The organism is Myroides sp. N17-2 (assembly GCF_002286775.1).
Taxonomy (GTDB): domain Bacteria; phylum Bacteroidota; class Bacteroidia; order Flavobacteriales; family Flavobacteriaceae; genus Flavobacterium.
Window position 1 is genome coordinate 1 of record NZ_NSGJ01000053.1, and the last position, 21,335, is coordinate 21,335.

A 21,335-nucleotide genomic window follows, 5' to 3' on the forward strand; every position below is an offset into this window, starting at 1 on the left:
TTCTAGACTAATGACTCAAGGCATCGATCTAATTAATGGAGAACAACACATCAAAGTAGAAGAAGCTTTATTATCTATCGGAAACCTTGCTCCTGCTGTCATCAAAAAGATTAATCGTCTAAAGACAGGTAAGTTTAAAGTGCAATGGAAAAATGGGTTGATTAATGCATTAACTCTAAATACAGATAAACTGACGATGATGTTATATAATGAGACCTTGGATCAGTTCATTGCAATATCTGATGTAGGAAATCGCATAGATAAATACGCTCATTTCAGCATACCAACTAATTGGGATAAGGGTACTGTTTACTTTTGGAGTATGTGGAAAGCCGCTGATGGCAGTGTTAATAGCACAAGCTGCTTTCATGGAATAATAGAATTAGACAATATAGAAGAGGAAACAGGGAACGAGGAGCAGAAAACAAGGAACGGAGAACAGGAAACAGGGAACGGGGAGTTAGAAGCAGAAAAAAGGGAGCAGGAAGCAGAGAACGGAAATCAGGAAATATCAGAGGTTATCTCTATCGAACAAGCTCGAGAAATAGCCCTAAAACAACATCTTGAAGAAATAGATACAAGTACTAAAGCAGAAACTACACCTTCTTTAAAAGAAGATACTATCCCTCCTTTAAACCAACAACAAAAAGATGGAGAAACTACTGCGTCTCCAATTAATACTTCCAAAGATAAGAAGGTAAAAAAGTGGACTCCGCCAGGCTATATCCGAAAAGTAAATAAAGAGATTATCAAGCAACCTAATGCATCAGAAACTGAACTACAGACTGATCAAATGAATGAAAAACTGAATAATGAACCGCGTTCTATTTTAGAGTTTGACTCTATAAGGGAAGAGCAGAGAGAGTGAGGTATAGATAATAGGTTTAACATTATACGATATAGAAGATAAATAATAGATGAAAGACTTTATTTTTAATGACTATTGTACAAATGACAATAATCAAAAAGCCTTTAATAGAGCTTTATACTACAAATATGTTTATGAAATCATTAAAGTTTTTTTTGGATACGATTTTAAAAACAACGAAATTAGTAAACACTTAATTGATCTATTGCAAGATATAGACAATTGTGAAGATGTCTATATCTTGATGAGTGTGTGTGAACCATGGTATTGGACTATAAGCATCTCATACAATACTCATGAAATCGCACATATAGAAAGGGAATTAATAACTAAAGAGAAACGAGATAAGTTTAGAATGTTTAGTCAAGATTTCTATTTAAAAAATGGAGATTATATAAGGACATTAAACGAGTAATAGTAAGTCTCTCAAATAAGTTACCCAGCATTAAAAAACATACAAGATGGCAAAACGAAACAGAAAAATTGAATTAAAAACAGGAGATATTATTCGTATTACATTAGATAGTGGTAATTATGCTTTTGCTCGTGTTATTGCAAAGAATAAGTTAGGAGACATAATCGAGGTATTTAAATACATTACCAACAATCTTAATGATTATGAAAAGGCAATCAATTGTGACCGTTTACATTATCCTAATATCATTGACTCTTATAGTATTTTTTACATTGGCAAAGAAGGGTTTGATATTATTAGAGAAGGAGACGATAGTTATGTACCTAAAGACTATAATGATTTAAAATATAGGATGGGAGCTGTTGAAATTCCAAGGCTTATTTATTTAGACGGTAGAGAAGAGAAAATAGAAAGTTTTGATAATTCACCTTATCCTTGGTATGGCCCGCAAAGTAGTGGATTACTTAAAGGATTAATTGAATTTTGGATTGAAAAACTAGATTTAAAAGTACATATTAATCAGAATATTCTTCCCAATAATGATGAAAAAGATAATGAAATAGAAGTAGATAATATATTAGAAATAACCATTGAACCGTTTAAATACGCAGGTGATTCAGTTATACTAACAAACCTAAGTTATAAAAAAGATTTTTTTGACTTACATTCAGACAAAGGATTCTTGGGAAATGGATATGATTGGCAAAGTTTAGCAAAGACTTATATTCATAAGTTTAAACCACAATTGAGTACTAAGTTAAATTTTGATTCTGAAGCAGATATGTTTTCTATAATTTCTAAAGAGGATGGCGTATTAGAAGAATTTATTATAGGTTTTAAACAAGCTTGTGAAGACAATCTACTTTTTAATAGTTTATTCATTGAAGCGAAGATTAATTAAAGAGTTATTGATATAGAATCAGATATGTATTAGAATGAAAGAAATATTTGCAGAGTGTCTTCCTTATGATAAGGATTTGAAAGGAAGAATGGGTGGTAACATTCCTAAATTAATAGAAAATGACTTACCTGATGGGTATGGTTTTTATGCTACATTGGTTCATCCTGAGAAAGAAAATACTATGCTATCTATATGTATAGATAGAGATTTTGAAAGGTTACTTGCTAATGATATTTATCCCAATATAAATATCAAAGTAATAGAACATGAGTATTCTTATATGAGTGATGTAGATTCATCAAGTTTAAAAGATTTTGGGCTATGTTCCATTTCCTCTTATACTGACCATATCACTAATAAAAATGAGTTCTTGTTTATTAGAGTCTATGGAGAACCAAGAATGATTCAACCTAAATCTAGATATTATGAACAATTAGAAAAGGATAACTATAGCTTCTTCTTAATGATAGACGAGGAAGGGTATGATACTGATCTAATAGACACTATTTTTATGTATGGAGCATTGTACCTATATAAACATAATGTTACAGGAGAAGTGATAGCTGGATATTGGCAGTGTAGCTAGGTAATCATAAAAGAAAAGATTTTTCTTTATAGAAGAGTACAGAATTTGAGCACTTATTTCATAAAGTGTTGTCGTGCTTATTCCTTTGTATTGAATTTAAAATGCTCCATATACTCAGGCGAAAGTACCTTTACTCTATCACAGAAGAACAGAGAGAATGAGATAAATAATGTCGAAATAACATTGTACTATGCGACTATCTACAATAAAGTAACATTATAGATTAGACTTCACAGATTTAAGGCTTTTATACTTGTGAGTTCTTTTAATTTCGTAATTTTACCTGCTTAGAACATTATTATAATGCAAACTCAAAAACCAAAACAATCGCTTGAAATACCAAAAAGCATAATAGTAATAGGAAAAACATTACAACTATTTTCTAAGAATCTAGCCACTAGATTTGCACAAAACCTTTTTGTCACGCCTCTTAAATTTAAACCACCAAAGAGAGAAAGAGAAATGCTTGACAAAAGTATTGTTACTAAAATTACTGTTCCTGCACTACGCAAGGATATTATGGTATATCAATATGGCACCAACAAAGCAGCTACTAAAAAAGCACTCCTTATACATGGATGGAATGGTAGAGGGACTCAATTAGTAACTATCGCGAATATGCTTATGCGTGCAGGATATGACATCGTTAGTTTCGATGCGCCTGGCCATGGTAAGTCTCCAAAGACAAAAACGAATATGACTGAGTTTATCGCTTCAGCCTTTGAAGTAGAGAAACAATTCGGTCCATTCGAGTTAGTGATAGGTCATTCTCTAGGAGGTATGACTACAATGAATGCCTTAAAAGACGGTTTAAAAGCAAATAAAGCTGTCATAATAGGTAGTGGAGATATCGTACAGGATGTAGTAGATGATTTCGTTAAACAAATAGAGCTAAAACCAATCATTTCTAAAATGCTTCAAGAGCGATTTGAAACACAGTTTAATCAATCAATGCAAAGCTATTGTGTACACAAAGCAGCAGAACAACTAGATATACCATTGCTAATTATGCACGATGAGGATGATCTAGATGTAAATGTAAAAGCAGCTTATACTATTAAGAAACACAGTAAAAACGCTGAAATAATGATTACATCAGGTTTAGGTCATCGCAAAATACTAGGTGATAAAAAAGTAATCGAAAGGATAAAAGCGTTCATAGAACAATAGCATCATGAGAGTTCTAATATTCTTTCTTGTAATTACAGGATTATTAGCATGTAAAGAGGTCAACTATCAAAAGATACCACAAATGAAAAAAGATAAAACAACTACAGAGAAAGAATGGCAAGAGGCATTAACTCCTGCTGAATACTATGTCTTAAGAGAGAAAGGTACAGAGCGTCCATTCACTGGAGAGTATAATGACTTCTATCAAAAAGGTTCTTACCACTGTGCTGCTTGTGATCAAAAGTTATTCGATTCGGACACTAAGTTTGATTCACACTGTGGTTGGCCATCATTTGACAAGGCTATCGAAGGATCTGTAATCTTCACAGAAGATTCATCACACGGAATGAAAAGAGTAGAAGTAACATGCTCTAAATGCAATGGTCACTTAGGTCATATATTTCCTGATGGACCTACTGAGACAACAGGCATGAGATACTGTATGAACTCTATCTCATTAAAATTTAAAGCAGAATAATAGATACGAAAAAAGAGCTACCTTCACAGATAGCTCTTTTTTATTTATAATCGAAACTACTCCTTATTATAATGGTCTTAATAAAGCATTTTGACTTGTTTAATATCGAATACTTCAGTGCTGTCATCTTCTTTTTGAATCTGGAGCATACCGTGTTCTGTCACACCTTTAATAATACCCATAAAACGATCTCCTGTAGGTAGGTCGAATACACTCGGCACACCTATACGATAAAGTACGCGATGATATTCTTCCCAAACAAAAGAACTGCCACTGACTAAATACTTATGACAATAGCTTTCTAGCTGTTCTAAGATACTATGCATTACCACATCTTTGTCTAGTTTTTGACCCGAAATACGATATAATGAGGTTGCTTGAGGCAATTCATCAAAGTTTTGTTGATTTACATTGATACCTATACCAACTATTGACAGGGTATCTCCGTTGGCTTTAATTATATTCTCAATTAAAATACCGCCAACCTTCTTATTATATGACATTATGTCGTTAGGCCACTTTACACTAAATGGCAGTCCGAATAACTTTTTAAAACTAGAGTAAACACTTAATGCAACGAGAATATTTAGATCAAAAACACACTCTGGAGATGCTAACAGATCTCTAACTAAAACACTAAAGGTAAGACTACTACCCACTTCAGCTTCCCATACACTCCCCCTCTGTCCTTTGCCTTCAAATTGATTTTCGGCAACAACTACAGTAAGGTTTTCAAGGTTAGATTCCGTTAATATTTTCTTCAAATAGGTATTCGTCGACCCTATGGCATCGAGTTTGATAATATTCATATAAAATAATTATAGACTAATCTGTACGATTTCATTATATTTGAATCCAAAATTAGCAAACATTACATTTAAACTAGAATAAATAAGACAAAAAATAAATGGCAGACAAGAATATTAACAACGACGAATTGATTGCAAACATTGTAAAAGGAATTGAAGCAGTTAAAGGTGAGAACATTACAATAATCGATTTAAGAGAAATAGACAACACTCCTTGTGATTACTTCATCATCGCAGATGGTAACTCAAACACACAAGTGAATGCCATTGCAGGATCAGTACAGAAGTTAGTCTCTAAAGAATTACGTGACAAACCTTGGCATGTAGAAGGTGAAATGAATGCAGAATGGATTTTAATGGATTATGTAAATGTAGTAGTACACGTGTTCCAAAAGCACATCCGCGAATTCTACAACATTGAAAACTTATGGGGGGACGCTAAAATCACTACTATTGACAGCCAATATTAACCACTAAACCAAAAAATTAATGTCGGAAAATATGAAACCAAACCAAAATAAGTCAAGATTTAATCCATGGATATTATATGGAAGTATCTTGGTGATTATATTGGTAATCAACTTTCTTACCAACGGGAGTAGCTTCGGAAACTCACGACAGTTAGGGCTTTCTAAGCTCTATGAATATGTAGAAAAAGGATATGTAGAAAAAATAGACTTTAGCAGATCTGTAGCAAAGGTGTACTTAACACCTGAGGCTCAAAAAAGCGAAGAGTTTAAAGAATTAAGCAAAAACAATATCTTAGGAAAAGAAAATACAGGACCTCAATTCTTAACTGACATTGGAGACTCTAAACTATTCCAAGAAAAACTAGACTTAGCATCTAAAGAAGGGAAACTAAAAGAATATAAATCAGAACCAGATAGTAACTGGGGAGATATCTTAATTAGTTTCTTACCTATCATTATCATCATTGGATTCTGGTTATTCATGATGAGAAGAATGACTGGTGGCGGTGGAGCTGGTGGTGGAGGTCAAATCTTCTCTATCGGTAAATCTAAAGCAAAGTTATTCGATGAGAAAAATGATGTTAAGGTTACTTTTAAAGATGTAGCTGGATTAGAAGGTGCTAAAGAAGAGATCGTAGAGATCGTAGAATTCTTAAAGAACCCTGAGAAATATACTTCTATCGGAGGTAAGATACCTAAAGGTGCTCTATTAGTAGGACCTCCTGGTACAGGTAAGACATTATTAGCAAAGGCTGTGGCTGGTGAAGCTCAGGTACCTTTCTTCTCATTATCTGGATCTGACTTCGTAGAGATGTTCGTAGGTGTAGGTGCTTCTCGTGTTAGAGACTTGTTTAAACAAGCGAAAGAGAAATCACCTGCTATTATCTTCATCGATGAGATAGATGCTGTAGGACGTGCACGTGGTAAGAGTAACTTCTCTGGATCTAATGATGAAAGAGAGAATACCTTGAACCAATTGTTAACAGAGATGGATGGTTTTGGTTCTAATACTAACGTTATTGTATTAGCTGCTACTAACCGTGCTGAGATCTTAGACAAAGCTTTATTAAGAGCTGGTCGTTTTGACAGACAAATCTATGTTGACTTACCAGACGTTAAAGAGCGTGAAGCTATCTTCCACGTTCACTTACGTAACATTAAGAAAGTAGACAATCTAGATATTGACTTCTTATCTAAACAAACACCAGGTTTCTCTGGAGCTGACATTGCTAACGTATGTAATGAGGCTGCATTAACTGCTGCTAGAAAAGATAAGACACAAGTAGATATGCAAGACTTCTTAGACGCTGTAGATAGAATCATCGGTGGTCTTGAGAAGAAAAACAAAATCATTACTCCAGAAGAGAAATACGCAATTGCTATTCACGAAGCTGGACATGCTACCGTTAGTTGGATGTGTGAACATGCTTCTCCTTTAGTAAAAGTAACTATCGTGCCTAGAGGTCAAAGTTTAGGAGCTGCATGGTACTTACCTACAGAAAGACAAATCGTAAGAACAGAACAAATGTTAGACGAGATGTGTGCTACTATGGGTGGACGTGCTGCTGAAAAGATAGTATTTGATAAAATATCTACTGGTGCTTTAAGCGATTTAGAGAAAGTAACTAAACAAGCTAAAGCAATGGTAACAGTGTATGGTCTAAACGAAAAATTAGGTAACATTACTTATTACGATTCGTCTGGACAAAGTGAATACAACTTCGCTAAGCCATATTCTGAAGAAACAGCAAGAGTAATAGATCAAGAAATCTCTGCTCTAATAGAAGGACAATACGCTAGAGCTATCTCTATTTTATCAGAGAACAAAGCTAAGTTGATCCAATTAGCTGATTTACTATGTGAAAAAGAAGTAATCTTTAAACAAGATTTAGAGAATATCTTCGGTAAAAGACCTTTCGATAAGGAAGGTGCAGTAGAAATAAACATGACTGCTGAGAGTAATTCAGAAAATATTACAGAATAATAGGTACTCATCCTATATAAACATTAAAAATCTTAACCTAAAGGCAACTTTTAGTTAAGATTTTTTTTATCTTTGAATACTTAATAATTAATTATTCACCGGAGTTTACTTAATATGAGTTTTTTCAAAAAGTTAATACAAGTATTTCAGCCTTCTGATGCTATAGAGGATCAATCTTCTATGGACAAAAGCCAATACTTTCCTGAGGAAAAACTACCAGTAGACGAACAGTTCACTTTTAACTTTAAAGAGAATGGTGGAAAGTTTTTGTATTGCGAAACATTGGATGAACTAAACGAATCATTTATAAACATATTAGTTGAAAATGATTGGTTCGAAACAGAAGCACAGACTTATGAAAGTCCACTTTATTCAATGTTACAAGAAAACAATATTAAATACGGTTCGGTAAAAAACCCTACTTTCTTTTTTTCAGGTTGTGAGAACCTTATTGCTGAAGATGGATCAATCTTGTTTTGTGATAAACAAATCAAGGATAACAAAGCATCTGATCTACCAGACAATATCATCGTTTTAGCAAAAACTAGTCAAATGACAAGAACTAAAAGCGACGGACTACGTGAAATAAAAAGAAAATATGGTAGCGCTTTACCAACGAACATTACCACATTTAATTATTTCAAGCCATCTACCAACGAAAGCGACTTTTTAAGTTATGGTAGATCTCCCAAGAATTTGTATTTATTACTTTTAGAAGACCTATAATATGTCAGAAACAGTTACTCGAGCAATATCAGGAGCAGTGTATATCGCGCTATTGATTGGAGCAACGTTATACTCACCCATTAGCTTTGAACTACTCTTTGGAGTATTTATGTTTATTGCTTCATACGAATTTGCTAAACTTGTAAAACTTCCTAAATCACTAGCGATGATCATTTCTTTAATGGCATCTTCATGTGTATACTGGGATAGAGATATACTTCCTATCAACGCTATCGCCATCTTTGCGGTCGTGATTCTACTAGCATTATTCGCTGAATTATTTACAACTAAGAAACCTAACAGATCATTTCCTCTTAAATTAATTATGTTATTAGGGTATGTAATTTCCTCTTTTACAGCAATATTATATTTGCCTTTTGTTACAGGAGAATACACTCCTACAATAATAATAGGTGTATTTATAATGATCTGGACTAACGACACATTCGCTTATATAACAGGGAAGAAGTTCGGGAAGAATAAGCTATTTGAAAGAATATCTCCTAAGAAGACAATCGAAGGTTTTATCGGAGGAATGGTCTTCACAATCCTTGCTGCAATCATACTTAGCCAATTTTTTAGCTTTTTTAATATTGTAATTTGGATAAGTAGTGCTATTTTTGTCAGCATTTTTGGAACGATTGGAGACTTAGTTGAATCTCATTTCAAAAGAGAAGCTGGCGTAAAAGACAGCGGATCTATCATGCCAGGGCATGGTGGTATCCTAGACAGACTAGATAGTGTTATATTTGTAGCACCATTTTTATATTTAATATATCAAATTTTATAACTATGTTTCACAAAGAAGGAACTAAAATTATTTTCTTTTCAATGGTTATTACCGTTGCATTAGTAGTATTAGCAGATGTTTTATGCAGAGAAATTCCATGGCTTAGAATGACTTTACAATCAATAGTATTAGTCTTTTTAATTCTAATCTTACAATTCTTTAGAAACCCTAACAGAACTGTTACTCCTGCTGATAATACAATATTAGCTCCAGTAGATGGAAAGGTAGTTGTAATCGAGGAAGTATATGAACCAGAATACTTTAAAGAAAAAAGATTAATGGTATCTGTATTTATGTCTCCATTGAACGTACACGTAACTCGTTATGGACTTAGTGGATTGATAAAATACAGTCAGTATCATGCTGGAAAGTACCTAGTAGCTTGGCATCCTAAAGCAAGTGAGGAGAATGAACGTACATCAGTTGTAATTGACAACCCTGTATTTGGTGAGGTTATGTATAGACAGATAGCTGGAGCATTAGCTAAGCGTATCGTTAATTATGCAACACCAGGAATGCAAGCAATACAAGGAACAGACGCTGGATTTATAAAATTTGGATCTAGAGTTGACTTATATTTACCATTAGGCACAAAAGTTGATGTGGTATTAAATCAAAAAGCAATCGGTAATGTAACTGTTATTGCGAAAAAATAAAGAATGAGTAATCTAGAATTAGAATTTACAGAAGCATATCAACGTATTTCAAAGGAAGCAAGAAATTTACCTCCTGATGTAATGTTACGCATATATGCTTATTATAAACAAGCAACTAACGGTCTAAGTCACCAAGACTTTGAAGATATGTCTATTGATCTTAGACGTGCTTTTAAGTTTAATGCTTGGACACAGGTTAGCCATTTATCAACAGAAGAAGCAAAGCTAGAATACATAAAACTAGCTAAAGAAATATTAGATAATGACAAAGCTTAAGTTTCCTTTATTAGCAGTAATCAGTTTGAACTTATTTATTTTATCTTCTTGCGGAGGCAAAGATGAGTTATCAGAAGTTCAAATACCGGAGCGTGAATCATTCGCTACGCAAAACTCTAATTTTCCTGATCCAAATACCATAAAGACTAAACAAGGTCCTTATGAGATGGTTGGTTTAGGATATGGGTTTAATGATTTTGCTGAGATACTAAAGCCCGAAAGTGTATATATTCACTACGATAAATATCACTTAAACTATACTAATAAATTAAATACTGCTGTACACGGCACTCCTTTTGAAAGAGATAGTATACCTACGCTAGTATCTAGAATAGACAACAACTCTCCTAGAATAAAAAACTTAGCTGGTGCTTACTATAATCACAATATCTACTGGAAATCACTATCTCCTTTAGAACAAACTAAACCAAGTGAAAGCTTAAATGTAGCGATTAATGAATCTTATGGTTCTCTTGCAGAATTAAAAAAGGATTTCATCGCTAAAGGAAATAGTTTGGTTGGTGCTGGGTGGCTATGGATAGTTAATGCTAATGGCAGTATACAGATTGTAATTACAGCTAATAATGACAACCCTTTAATGAGTGAAGTCAATGGTGGTTATCCATTAATAGGTATTGATCTTTGGGAGCACGCCTACTACTCTACTTATGAAGAAGATGTAACAGCTTATTTAGAGGCTTGTTTTAAAAACTTAAATTGGAATTATGCTAGTAAGCGTTTCGTGCCTAAAACACAAACTACTACTGATATTATAACTCCTACTACACCTACAGGCCCTAAACCTGTAACTGCAAGTCCTAAACCTTCTGTTCCTCCTACAAATCCTGTAGTACAGTAACATAAAATATAAAAGCGAAGAGCCTACTTTTAATTAAGTAGGCTCTTCGCTTTTATATTTATTTTAGAAAGGTACATCATCATCATTTTGATAACCTCCACCTTGATATCCTTGACTATTACTAGGACTAGATCCAAAGATAGCATCTCCAGGTGGTAAATTACCCGCAAGATTCTTTCTATAATCTCCTTCTTGTTCATTCATAGCAGAAGAGAATGTAGCATTTAATCCACTCATATCATCATCTAAGTTGTCAAACTTACCAAACTGACCTAAGAATTTCAGACGGATATTATCTAATCCACCATTTCTGTGCTTAGCAATGATAAACTCTGCTTCTCCTGCTGTAGGACTTCTTTCTTCATCATCCCACTCCTCTATTTTATAGTACTCTGGTCGATAGATAAACGATACAATATCCGCATCCTGCTCAATCGCTCCAGACTCCCTAAGATCGGATAATAATGGTCTCTTAGAAGCTCCTCGAGTCTCTACTGCACGTGATAACTGTGATAAGGCAATAACAGGTACGTTTAACTCTTTTGCTAATGCTTTTAGCGTTCTAGATATGGTAGAAATCTCTTGCTCACGGTTACCACCTCCTTTAGAGTTACCACCAGCAGTCATTAACTGCAAATAATCGATTACGATTAGCTTAATACCATGTTGAGAAGCTAAACGACGTGCTTTTGCACGTAAATCGAAGATAGATAATGAAGGTGTATCATCGATAAACAATGGTGCACGCTCAAGGTCTTTAACCTTAACGTTTAATTGTTCCCATTCATGGGTTTCTAATTTACCTGTACGCAGCTTCTCTGATGACAATCCTGTCTCAGAAGAAATAAGACGAGTAATCAGCTGTACTGAGGACATCTCTAGAGAGAATACTGCTACTCCCGCTCCTGTACCTATCGCAATATTTCTAGCCATAGACAAGACAAATGCAGTCTTACCCATACCTGGACGAGCTGCGATAATAATCAAGTCACTCGGTTGCCATCCTGAGGTAAGTTCATCTAGCTTATGGAAACCTGTTGCTAGTCCACTTAACCCCTCTTTTGTACTGATCTCCTCAATTCTCTTCTTTGCTTGCGCAACTAAAGACTGAGCTGTCTCAGAACTCTTCTTAATATTTCCTTGAGTCACCTCATATAGACGAGACTCTGCTTTATCTAATAAATCAAATACATCACTAGTCTCATCATACGCATCTTCGATAATTTCGTTAGAAATACGAATTAAACTACGTTGAATAAACTTCTGTAAGATGATACGAGAGTGAAACTCTATATGCGCAGAAGAAGTAATCTTCTGTGTTAAACTAACTAAATAATAATCTCCTCCGACCTGATCTAACTTAGCATTCTTACGCAATTGCGTAGAAACAGTTAACAAGTCAATCGGTTGGTTACTAACAAACAATTGATCAATAGCCTCAAATATGCTTTTATGCGCTTCTTTATAGAAAGCTTCAGGCTGTAGAATATCAATTACCTCATCGATACCTTTCTTATCAATCATCATAGCTCCCAACACAGCTTCTTCTAAATCAAGAGCTTGTGGAGGAAGTTTACCTTTCTCTAAAGACACAACCTCCCTAGGGAAAGATTGTTTTGGTCGAAAATCTTTTGCTTGTTCCATATTGCTAAATTAATCCTTTTTGAGAATAACTCAATTCTATTTTATACAATTCCCTTGTTAATATCTAACTAACAACTAAAGAAAAAAAAATCCGAGATATTATCTCGGATTTAGTATGCTATATATGCAAAGAATTAGTCTTTGTACTCACCCATTTCGAAGTACTTCTCCATGCGCTTTTCGATTAATTTCTCTGTTGATAACTTAGTTAAGCTGCTGTAAGTATCTACAATGTATTTTCTAACAGAAGCGAAAGTTTCTTCTCTGTTAGTATGAGCTCCTCCTAATGGTTCAGGAATGATATCATCTACTAACTTGTTTTTCTTCATATCAAATGAAGTTAACTTAAGAGCATCTGCTGCTCTTTCTTTGTGTTCCCAACTTCTCCATAAGATTGAAGAACATGATTCTGGAGAAATTACAGAATACCAAGTATTCTCTAACATCGTTACTTTATCTCCAACACCAATTCCCAATGCTCCACCTGAAGCTCCTTCACCTACAATAATACAGATGATAGGCACTTTAATACGGAACATTTCAAAGATATTACGAGCGATAGCTTCTCCTTGTCCTCTTTCTTCAGCTTCTAATCCTGGGTATGCACCTGGAGTATCTATTAAAGTAACAATCGGAATATTATACTTCTCTGCCATATGCATTAGACGTAGAGCTTTTCTATATCCTTCTGGATTAGCCATACCGAAGTTTCTGTATTGTCTTGTTTTAGTGTTGAAACCTTTTTGTTGTCCAACGAACATAAAACTCTGATCACCGATTTTACCAAGACCACCTATCATAGCCTTGTCATCTTTTACATTTCTATCACCAAAAAGCTCTAGAAAAGTATCTCCACATAGCGCCTTGATATAATCTAATGTATAAGGTCTATTAGGGTGTCTAGACAATTGAACTCTCTGCCAAGCAGACAAGTTTTTGTATATATTCTTTTTAGTTTCTTCTAATTTCTTCTCAATTTGCTTACAAGTTGCTGATACATCAACATCAGATTCCTCACCGATCAAAGCACATTTATTCAGCTGTTCTTCAAGCTCTTTAATTGGAAGTTCAAAATCTAAATATTCCATTTATGATTAAGTTTTAGTTTCAATTACGAATGACAAAGATAAAACAATCCTCGGATAGATAGCTATCTTGGGCTAAGTTTTCTCTTTTTTCTGTTTTTTACCACTCCGTTAAGTACTACTGTACTCAATATTAATAATGCTCCAATATAAAACTCTGGAGTCATCTTTTCGCTATCTTTAAAAATTGCTACTGCTAACAATATACCATATAGAGGTTCTAAATTAATAGTCAACATCACTGTAAAAGGACTTAAATGACGCATGACATATACCGACCCTAAAAAGGCAAAAGCCGTACATACTGTCCCTAAAAGTAATAACCACATCCAGTCACTTGTACTTACCTCAAAGAAAGACGCTGTAAATCCTCCTGTAAACAAAAGAAACAAGGTCAATACTAATAGTCCTCCTGCCATCTCATAAAACGTAATGACTGGCGCTTCTGAATGCACAATTAGCTTACTATTTATAATAGAAAACATAGCTGACAAACAAGCAGCTATTAATCCCAATAAAATACCATCTACATATTCTCCACTTACGCTAAAAATAAGCGTCAATGCACAAATAACGATAAACCCAAAGAACACTTCATAAGCAACTACTTTTCTTTTTAAGAAAATAGGTTCTAATATAGATGCAAAGAAAGCTCCTGTAGATAAACACGCTAAAGTGATAGAGATATTAGACACTTTAATAGCTAAAAAGAAGGTCAGCCAGTGTAAAGCGATTACTACTCCTGCTCCTAAACACTGTATAATTCTGTGCTTAGGTGCCTTTATACTTTGCTTGGTAAAAGCATAATAAACAAGTAAGGTAATCACCGCTATTAGAATTCTATACCATACTAATGGCAATGCTTCTAATGATATTAAGTGCCCTAAAATAGCAGTAAATCCCCATATAAAAACGATTATATGGAGATATATGTAACTTTTTATATTATCTGCGAGCATTTCGAAGTAAAAATATTGCTAAAATTCCAAAGACTAAATTAGGGAACCACACTGCTAATAATGGCGGAATACTAGATGCCTCCGCTAACGTACCGAATATCTTATCAAAAAAGACATAGATAAAGGCTAGGGCTATACCTATCGCTAAGTTAATTCCCATCCCTCCTCTTCTCTTCATTGAGGATACAGATACTGCAATGATTGTTAAGATAAATGCAGATACAGGTACACTGTACTTTTTATACAGCACCACTAGATATACATTTATATTAGATGATCCTCTAAGCTGTTCTCTTTCGATAAAACGCTTTAAAGGCCCTAACTGCATCGTTTCGGCAGCATATACTACAGGAGTTAAATCATCTATATCGAAATCTAACTTTAATTCCTTTTGTTCTGCCTTTTCGAATGTATCTTCACTCTTACCTACCTCACGTCTAAAGTAGTCAAATAAGGTATATGTCTTTGTCTCTGGATTCCAAACAATTCTGTTAGCAGTCATCTTAGCTAATAATCTATTGCCTTCGAACTTCTCATATGTGAAGTTATATCCTGTCTTAGAGTTATAATTAAAGTTACTCACATAAATAAACTCATCTTGACTAATCTGCCTAAACACATTCTGACTCTCCCGTACCTCATCACTCTTCATATACTTATACCTAAAGTCATTAAATCCCTGACTCGCACCAGGTACAATAAAGACTGACATAACAAGAGCTAAAACAGATACAAATGTTGCGCCTACTATATAAGGACGCAAAAAACGTGTAAATGAAATACCCGAACTTAGTATCGCTACGATCTCTGTGTTATTCGCCAACTTAGACGTAAACCAGATAATCGAAATAAACAGCATAATAGGAAACAACATATTAGCAAAATAGATTGTAAAATCCACATAGTACAATAAAGTTGCCTGTAGTGGAACCTTGTTTGCTAATATCTTGTTTATTTTTTCAGAAACATCAATAATGATCCCTATAGGTACAAAAAGTAATAACAATACAAAGAATGTTGCTAAGTACCTTTTCAGTATATACCAATCTAAAATTTTCATATAATTACTATTAGATGCTTCTTATGTTTTATAATTAAAGACTATAAACGGTTATCCATTTGTTTCACCATTTTATTCTTCCACTCTGTGAAAGTACCAGCTAAAATCTGACGACGAGCCTCACGCACTAACCATAAGTAGAAACCTAAGTTATGTATAGTAGCGATTTGCTTTCCTAAAGATTCATTAGCTGCAAATAGATGACGTAGATACGCTTTAGAATACTCTGTATCTACCCAAGTATATCCATTCTCATCAATAGGTGAGAAGTCATCCTCCCACTTCTTGTTCTTCATATTCATAGATCCATGAGCTGTAAATAACATACCATTACGTGCATTACGCGTTGGCATCACACAGTCAAACATATCTACTCCTAAAGCGATGTTCTCTAAGATATTAATAGGAGTACCTACTCCCATTAAATAACGAGGCTTATCTTGTGGTAAAATATTAGTTACCAACTCAGTCATAGCATACATCTCCTCAGCTGGTTCTCCTACAGATAGTCCTCCGATAGCGTTACCCTCTGCACCGATATTAGCGATATACTCAGCTGATTGTTCTCTTAAGTCTTTAAATGTACTTCCCTGTACGATAGGAAATAACGATTGTGAATACCCATACATAGCCGGCACTTTATTAAAGTGGTCCACACATCTATCTAACCATCTGTGTGTACGGTGCATAGATCTTCTAGCATAATGATAATCACAAGGATAAGGAGTACACTCATCAAAAGCCATAATAATGTCAGCCCCGATAGTACGCTGTACTTCCATTACACTCTCTGGCGAGAAGAAATGATATGATCCATCGATATGTGATTTAAACTTCACACCCTCTTCTTTAATCTTTCTATTAGATGATAAAGAATACACTTGAAATCCTCCACTATCCGTTAAGATATTGCGATCCCAATTCATAAACTTATGTAATCCTCCTGCTTGCTTAAGAATTTCCATTTTAGGTCTTAAGTACAGGTGGTACGTATTTCCAAGAATAATATCTGGATTAACTTCTTCTTTTAATTCACGTTGGTGAACTCCTTTAACTGAAGCTACAGTCCCAACTGGCATAAAAATTGGCGTTTCTATAACACCGTGATCAAGCGTAATCTTCCCGGCACGTGCACGAGAAGCTGCGTCTGTATGTAATAACTCAAATTTCATAGTAACTATTTACAACTGGCAAAGATAAAGCAAATCTACAGATGCTTACACTTTTTAATATTTTTTTCTAACCCTACCCCCTACTGCACTTTTCTTCTAAGGATTAACCAGATAACGATAGGCGCTCCGAAGATAGAGGTCACCGCATTTATAGGTAGTAAGAACTGTTCTCCTTTTATCTGTGTCAGCATATCACAGATGAGCATTAATATTCCTCCTAACAATGCTGTGCTGATAATCAAATAACGGTGACTACTTACCTTTAATAATAATCTAGCGATATGAGGTACAGCTAATCCTATAAAAGCAATAGGCCCTACGAATGCTGTAGACACCCCTGCTAATAGACTTGTCACTAAGATAATCAGGTTACGAGCGGTCTTGACATTCACCCCCATAGATGAGGCATAATTATCTCCTAATAGCATCGCGTCTAATGAGCGTATTAATAATAAACTCCCTAATACACCCATAAAAACAACAATAGCAAACAAGATGATTACATCCCAACTCACATTACCCAAACTACCCAATGACCAAAAGGCAAAACGCTTTAACTGTTCTGCTGAACTAAAATAGGTCAATATACTCACGATCGCATTAGCAAAACTACCGAACATCAGCCCCACGATTAGCACCGTCACTGTATTTTGTACAGAATTAGAAACTAACAACACTAGAAATAGCAGGCCTAAACTCCCTAGTATTGATACTAACGCTATTCCATAAGCTGAAGTAAATACTGATACAAAAGCAGCAGGAAGAAATGCTGTTCCTAAGATTAAGATAGCTACGCCTAAGCTAGCCCCAGAACTGATTCCTAGTACATAACTCTCTGCCATCGGGTTTCTAAACAGGGTCTGCATAAGCAGCCCACTGATAGATAATGCCACTCCTACTAACACAGCCACGATAGCTTTAGGCAATCTATAATTAAGGATAATATAACGCCAAGTCTCCTTTACATCAATACCTCCAGTAAGCACCTCTACTATTTTTGCAAATGGTATATGGATACTCCCAACAGAAATATTAACTATAAACAACAGCCCTAGCAGGATAACTAGACTACTTATAACTATCTTTTTACTCATACTTATTTTAACTGTTCAAAAAACACAGGCACATAGTTGGTCATTAATACTTCAGGATGAAGAATATAAATCAAATCTTTTAAGATCAAGTCAGGTCGTGTAGGACCTAACTCATAGAATATACTCCCACCTGTAGCTCCTTTACGGGGTGCGAACGAATAAACATTCTTATGTTTAAAAGCACTAAACTTAGCATAGTGTGGATTTGCTTTTTCTAACTCTCCTAAAGACTCATACTGAGCAGGGTTTATCCAGAACGATGCGTCTACTGCCTTATCTAGCACAGCCTCATACGACAGTGATAGACTCCCAGTCCCCTCTGTATCTTTCCATAGATAGTCAGCCTTAGCATCTCTGAAGTACACTGCCATCCAGCTTTGTCCTTGTGGGGTATACCACACATCTTGATACATCGCACCACTCATTACGGTTGGATAATTCTTTACATCCTTCACTAAAGCTAACGCCTCATTATAGTCATTCACTATTTTATCGAAGAATATCTTTGCTTCTTTTTCTTTGCCATATAAAGCACCGAATAGTTTAATCCACTCTGCTTTACCTAGTGGGCTCTGCTCTACCCAGTCTCCATTATAGATAACAGGTATACCACTTTTAGCTATCGTATTCAGAGCGGCATTAGATCCATCCATCGCAAAAGCCACTATGGCATTAGGACTCATATCTAAGACCAATTCCGTATTTAACTGTTCATTTTGTCCTAATTCCTTAACCTGCCCCTCATCTATAGCCTTGCGGATAGAAGGTGACGACACATAGTTAAGCCCAGGAAATCCCTTAAGTGTATGCTCCTCTTCTAGTATCACTAATGAAGGTAGATGTGTAGTAGAAGTCACCGTAATAGATGCGATAGGTACTTTTACAGATGGCAATGCTTTTAGTGAATCAGGTATAGTATTCACAGACTCTTTATACAGCACATATTTAAAAGTTTTATCAGCTCCTACCCAAGCTTGTTTTACATCCACTACAGTATATTGCCCATAATCTCTAATGGATAATCCCTGTGCATATTCAACACTATTAATTGTTTGAGAAGAGATAGTTGTCTCCTCTTTTTCCTTTTTACAAGAAACAAATCCTGCTACAATAAAAAAACAAATAGAATAGAACTTCCAGTTTTTCATAATTTCACTATTGGTTATCTTACAAAAATAGAATAATAATAAACAATAAAAACACAAATCCCATCTGACTTCTACACAATATATAACACTCTCTTAAACCACTATTTACAGTAAAGCATAGGAATTAATCAAAAACTTATTTACTTTTATATTATGTTTGTACCTATAGATAACTATAAATGAAGAAAAAAACATCTATTAAAACCTTATTTTTCTTTGGGATTTTAATACTAGGAGCAGTGATTGCCTTTATCGCTATGCCTACTAAAAAGAAGACATTACCTACTGTAAAACAAACCGAGTATGGCACTTACAACAGCCCTGAGGTAGCCTATAAAGAATGTCAAAAGCTACTCACTCAGCTGTCTACTGATCTTAATAAAGGTCTTAAGTCTAACCAAACAAAGTAACACCATGAAGAATACTATAAAAACAATATTCATATTTCTATTCTCATTAAGCTCTATCAATGTAGCAATGGCTCAAGAAGAGTTCGCTGCCTTTGAGAAAAACAAACAAGTCAATAGCGTTGTTGTCAATCAAAAAATGTTTGAGATGATGGCTAATGTTAAGGTTGAAGCTAGTAATGATGAGGAAAAAGCATACTTAAATATCATCAAGAAACTTACCTCTCTTAAAGTATTTAATACTTCTTCTAGTGCTGTAAAGAATGATATGAAGTCTGCTGTATCTAAATATGTGAGCTCTGCTTCTCTAAAAGAATTATCTAACAACAAAGACAGTGAATCAACAGTAACTATCTATGTAGATCAGAATGGTTCTTCTAACAATGTTAGCAAACTCCTAATGTTTAATGAGGGAGCTAATGACAGCAAAGAAAATATCGTAATGATCATCACTGGTCAATTCTCGATTAAAGAACTATCAGCATTAACAACTAAAATGAACTTACCACTAGGTAATACACTTAATAAAATAAAGTAAGCTAATCACTAACTTATTTAAAACACTAAAGCAGTAATAGACGTAAGTTTATTACTGCTTTTTTATGTTGATCACCTATTATAATAGTCCTCTTTAATCTAAAAAACAGTAGCCCTATTAGACTCCTACTTTCTTTAGAAAACTTACTACATCTTCCATCAATACCTGTGTCTGCTCTATAAAACCACCCATCTGAAAAAATCCATGAATAGTTCCTTTATATAGTTTCAACTCTACATCTACATCATAGTGTTTCATTTTCTCTACATAATGAATCGCTTCATCTCGAAGAGGATCATATTCTGCTACTGTCACTAAAGTAGGTGGTAATGCACTGAGATCATTTGCTAATATAGGTACAGCATCAGGGTTAGTTTTATCACCATCATTCTGTAAATACCACTCCCACGCTTGCGCTCCACCTTTTAGATCTAGTAATGGTCCATCTTGATATTCCCTCCACGAATCTGTGTTTAAAGAATTATCTGTCACTGGATAGATTAACACTTGTCCTATCACCTTATCTCTAAACTTACGCGTTACTGCAGTTGCTAATGCCCCACCTGCACTATCCCCCATAATCACGATTTTGTTTAGATCTATATTAAGCTCCTTAGCATTATCTATAATCCACTCCACGGCAAACATACAATCATTAAGTCCAAAAGGAAAGGGATACTCTGGCGCTAATCTATAATCTACAGCTATAATAGTACTCTGTGCTTGATTACTCCACTTCCTTAATGGGATATCGTGAGTCTCTAAACTCCCTGCATTAAACCATCCACCGTGAAAGTAAATGATAATGGGCAGCATATTCCCTTCATAAGGCTGATAAACTCTTAAGAGAATATCTATAGCATCATACTTTATACTATGTTCTTTAACAAGGTAGACTCCTTCTTTACTACCTGCTAATGGACTAAACTTCTCATAAAAAGCCCTACCTGCTTGCCATTGTGTAAGATTTTCTTCGATTTCTATGCTTTGTATATAAGCCAAAACCTTATTTACTTGTTCTGATAACACCATAATTAATCACTTTTAAAATACAAGCAAATGTATTTAGTTCATTCAAAAAGTATGATACATACAATCCAATGTAAGAAACTAACATTTTTGGGATCAATCTCAAAAGTTGTGTGTGAATTAAAAACTACAGATCTTTGTAATGATAAATAATAAACGTGGAAAACTATATTGAGTTTATAAAAATGATTTTACCTGAGTTTTTAGTAGA

Annotated in this window: 24 protein-coding genes; 15 read left to right on the forward strand and 9 right to left on the reverse strand. The window is 34.6% G+C overall.

The window, feature by feature from the left end:
- The 6 genes from CF599_RS19565 to msrB form a co-directional block, all read left to right on the forward strand.
- A partial coding sequence (locus CF599_RS19565; RefSeq protein WP_158221793.1) for a DUF6266 family protein occupies positions 1–868 on the forward strand: 868 nt, incomplete at its 5' end.
- Positions 869–917: 49 nt separating this feature from the next.
- The gene (locus tag CF599_RS16735) at positions 918–1,283 is read left to right on the forward strand and encodes a hypothetical protein (protein WP_121967104.1); all 366 of its coding nucleotides are present in this window, start codon (positions 918–920) and stop codon (positions 1,281–1,283) included.
- A gap of 46 nt (positions 1,284–1,329) precedes the next feature.
- The gene (locus tag CF599_RS16740; protein ID WP_121967105.1) at positions 1,330–2,184 is read left to right on the forward strand and encodes an Imm51 family immunity protein; all 855 of its coding nucleotides are present in this window, start codon (positions 1,330–1,332) and stop codon (positions 2,182–2,184) included.
- Positions 2,185–2,218: 34 nt separating this feature from the next.
- Positions 2,219–2,770 carry a hypothetical protein gene (locus tag CF599_RS16745; RefSeq protein ID WP_121967106.1) on the forward strand — a complete coding sequence of 184 codons (552 nt, stop codon included), beginning with the start codon at positions 2,219–2,221 and terminating at the stop codon, positions 2,768–2,770.
- Positions 2,771–3,073: 303 nt separating this feature from the next.
- Positions 3,074–3,940, forward strand: coding sequence for an alpha/beta hydrolase (locus tag CF599_RS16750; RefSeq protein WP_121967107.1), 867 nt, complete (start codon positions 3,074–3,076; stop codon positions 3,938–3,940).
- A gap of 82 nt (positions 3,941–4,022) precedes the next feature.
- A complete protein-coding gene (msrB, locus tag CF599_RS16755; RefSeq protein WP_371514485.1) occupies positions 4,023–4,418 on the forward strand; it encodes a peptide-methionine (R)-S-oxide reductase MsrB in 396 nt (131 codons plus the stop codon).
- Between the two features lie 77 nt (positions 4,419–4,495).
- Here the strand turns inward: msrB and CF599_RS16760 are convergent, their stop codons facing one another.
- Complete coding sequence (locus tag CF599_RS16760) at positions 4,496–5,227, reverse strand: biotin--[acetyl-CoA-carboxylase] ligase (protein ID WP_121967109.1); 732 nt, start codon at positions 5,225–5,227, stop codon at positions 4,496–4,498.
- Positions 5,228–5,325: 98 nt separating this feature from the next.
- Here CF599_RS16760 and rsfS point away from each other — a divergent pair, with 98 nt between their 5' ends.
- From rsfS to CF599_RS16795, 7 genes are all read left to right on the forward strand, one after another.
- A complete protein-coding gene (gene rsfS / locus CF599_RS16765) occupies positions 5,326–5,697 on the forward strand; it encodes a ribosome silencing factor (protein WP_121967110.1) in 372 nt (123 codons plus the stop codon).
- Positions 5,698–5,716: 19 nt separating this feature from the next.
- A complete protein-coding gene (ftsH, locus tag CF599_RS16770) occupies positions 5,717–7,681 on the forward strand; it encodes an ATP-dependent zinc metalloprotease FtsH (protein WP_121967111.1) in 1,965 nt (654 codons plus the stop codon).
- A gap of 114 nt (positions 7,682–7,795) precedes the next feature.
- A complete protein-coding gene (locus CF599_RS16775; protein ID WP_121967112.1) occupies positions 7,796–8,407 on the forward strand; it encodes an LUD domain-containing protein in 612 nt (203 codons plus the stop codon).
- 1 nt (position 8,408) lies between these two features.
- The gene (locus CF599_RS16780) at positions 8,409–9,197 is read left to right on the forward strand and encodes a phosphatidate cytidylyltransferase (protein ID WP_121967113.1); all 789 of its coding nucleotides are present in this window, start codon (positions 8,409–8,411) and stop codon (positions 9,195–9,197) included.
- A gap of 2 nt (positions 9,198–9,199) precedes the next feature.
- A complete protein-coding gene (locus CF599_RS16785) occupies positions 9,200–9,853 on the forward strand; it encodes a phosphatidylserine decarboxylase family protein (RefSeq protein WP_121967114.1) in 654 nt (217 codons plus the stop codon).
- Positions 9,854–9,856: 3 nt separating this feature from the next.
- Entirely contained in the window at positions 9,857–10,129 is a 273-nt protein-coding gene (locus CF599_RS16790) for an acyl-CoA-binding protein (protein ID WP_121967115.1), read from the forward strand.
- Positions 10,116–10,988: a superoxide dismutase gene (locus CF599_RS16795; protein ID WP_121967116.1), complete on the forward strand. Its 873-nt coding sequence runs from the start codon at positions 10,116–10,118 to the stop codon at positions 10,986–10,988. The genes CF599_RS16790 and CF599_RS16795 overlap by 14 nt, the downstream gene beginning before the upstream one ends.
- Before the next feature lie 63 nt (positions 10,989–11,051).
- Here the strand turns inward: CF599_RS16795 and dnaB are convergent, their stop codons facing one another.
- The 7 genes from dnaB to CF599_RS16830 form a co-directional block, all read right to left on the reverse strand.
- Positions 11,052–12,632: a replicative DNA helicase gene (gene dnaB / locus CF599_RS16800; RefSeq protein ID WP_121967117.1), complete on the reverse strand. Its 1,581-nt coding sequence runs from the start codon at positions 12,630–12,632 to the stop codon at positions 11,052–11,054.
- 134 nt (positions 12,633–12,766) lie between these two features.
- Entirely contained in the window at positions 12,767–13,720 is a 954-nt protein-coding gene (locus tag CF599_RS16805) for an acetyl-CoA carboxylase carboxyltransferase subunit alpha (RefSeq protein WP_121967118.1), read from the reverse strand.
- A gap of 62 nt (positions 13,721–13,782) precedes the next feature.
- Positions 13,783–14,676, reverse strand: a complete 894-nt coding sequence (locus CF599_RS16810) for a DMT family transporter (protein ID WP_121967119.1) — start codon at positions 14,674–14,676, stop codon at positions 13,783–13,785.
- Positions 14,663–15,736, reverse strand: a complete 1,074-nt coding sequence (locus CF599_RS16815; RefSeq protein WP_121967120.1) for an LptF/LptG family permease — start codon at positions 15,734–15,736, stop codon at positions 14,663–14,665. Before CF599_RS16815 ends, CF599_RS16810 begins: the two co-directional genes overlap by 14 nt.
- A 41-nt stretch (positions 15,737–15,777) precedes the next feature.
- Positions 15,778–16,908, reverse strand: coding sequence for a tRNA guanosine(34) transglycosylase Tgt (gene tgt / locus CF599_RS16820; RefSeq protein ID WP_121967121.1), 1,131 nt, complete (start codon positions 16,906–16,908; stop codon positions 15,778–15,780).
- An 80-nt stretch (positions 16,909–16,988) separates the two neighbouring features.
- A complete protein-coding gene (locus CF599_RS16825) occupies positions 16,989–18,002 on the reverse strand; it encodes an iron ABC transporter permease (protein ID WP_121967122.1) in 1,014 nt (337 codons plus the stop codon).
- A 2-nt stretch (positions 18,003–18,004) separates the two neighbouring features.
- On the reverse strand, positions 18,005–19,150 hold the full coding sequence (locus CF599_RS16830; protein ID WP_121967123.1) for an ABC transporter substrate-binding protein: 1,146 nt from the start codon (positions 19,148–19,150) through the stop codon (positions 18,005–18,007).
- 179 nt (positions 19,151–19,329) lie between these two features.
- Between CF599_RS16830 and CF599_RS16835 the strand changes: the two genes are divergently transcribed.
- Both CF599_RS16835 and CF599_RS16840 read left to right on the forward strand, forming a co-directional pair.
- A complete protein-coding gene (locus CF599_RS16835; protein ID WP_121967124.1) occupies positions 19,330–19,560 on the forward strand; it encodes a hypothetical protein in 231 nt (76 codons plus the stop codon).
- Positions 19,561–19,564: 4 nt separating this feature from the next.
- Positions 19,565–20,095 (forward strand): DUF4252 domain-containing protein, encoded by a 531-nt coding sequence (locus CF599_RS16840; protein WP_121967125.1) that lies wholly within the window; start codon positions 19,565–19,567, stop codon positions 20,093–20,095.
- A gap of 117 nt (positions 20,096–20,212) precedes the next feature.
- On the opposite strand, the gene CF599_RS16845 is transcribed toward CF599_RS16840, so the two are convergent.
- On the reverse strand, positions 20,213–21,127 hold the full coding sequence (locus CF599_RS16845) for an alpha/beta hydrolase (RefSeq protein WP_121967126.1): 915 nt from the start codon (positions 21,125–21,127) through the stop codon (positions 20,213–20,215).
- Between the last annotated feature and the right edge of the window lie 208 nt (positions 21,128–21,335).